Source organism: Vibrio sp. 1562 (assembly GCF_033340155.1).
Classification (GTDB): domain Bacteria; phylum Pseudomonadota; class Gammaproteobacteria; order Enterobacterales; family Vibrionaceae; genus Vibrio; species Vibrio alginolyticus.
In genome coordinates, this window is record NZ_JAWOVY010000158.1 from 1 (window position 1) to 925 (window position 925).

Consider the following 925-nt stretch of genomic DNA (forward strand, 5'->3'; position numbering starts at 1 on the left):
AAGCAAAAATGATTGCAGTATGTGCAAAACCATCGGGTAAAGAATTGTTAGATGACTACGTAGTAGACATCGCGCAAGACACTTGGATCGAGCAACCTTGGGATATGTCTATCCAGTACGCAGAGCCAGTAAACCGCAAGCAAAAGTAATCGCTAGCGAAGAATATTGAGAAATGCCCCTTTATAGGGGCATTTTTTTTATTATCATTACAGCTAATGCTAATAGCCAAAGGTTCTTCCTATGTCTGAAGACGTCAGTAAAAATCTTTCCGAGACTTTGTTCGTAAAACATAAGCAAGCGAAAGAAACCTCCGCGCTCACTCAATACATGCCAACCAGCAAAAAGATTCTTGATGATCGAGAACAGCAAGAAGATCGTGCTTGGTATCGTCATTTGCGTCGCTTGCAGTGGGCGTGGCAAGGCTTATCTCCAATTGAAATGGAAGGCGTGTTGTCGCGCATTGCTTCGTCAACGCATTCTCGTACTCACGATGATTGGTTAGATACTGTGATGGGGTATCACAGCGGTAACTGGACGTTTGAGTGGATCAAGTTAGGTATGGAACACCAACGACGTGCCAATGACCTTAAAGGTGAGGATGCTGCCGACGAGCTGTTTACCGCATCGTTGTGTTTCAGCATTGCGGGCTATCCTCATTTAAAAAACGACAACTTGGCGCTTCAGGCTCAGGTGTTAGCAAACAAAGCCTATTCTGAAGGGGCTGAGAAAACTCAATACACCATCAAGCAAATTGAGGTGCCTTACCAAAAACGCAAAATTATCGCTAACTTGCATTTGCCAAGAACCGATAAGCAGCTGCCAGTTGTGATGGTGAGTGCAGGACTTGACAGTTTACAAACCGACATGTGGCGTTTGTTCCGCAATCACTTTGCTCCTAAAGATATTGCAATGTTAACCGTCGATA

Annotated in this window: 1 protein-coding gene and 1 pseudogene; both read left to right on the forward strand. The window is 44.3% G+C overall.

Features of this window, described 5'->3' with window-relative positions:
- Positions 1 to 149 (forward strand): annotated as a pseudogene (locus R7Z49_RS23870) (xanthine phosphoribosyltransferase); the annotation flags it as partial.
- Positions 150 to 240: 91 nt separating this feature from the next.
- Positions 241 to 925, forward strand: a 685-nt coding sequence (locus R7Z49_RS23875) for an alpha/beta hydrolase (protein WP_318112204.1), incomplete at its 3' end; no start/stop codon positions are given.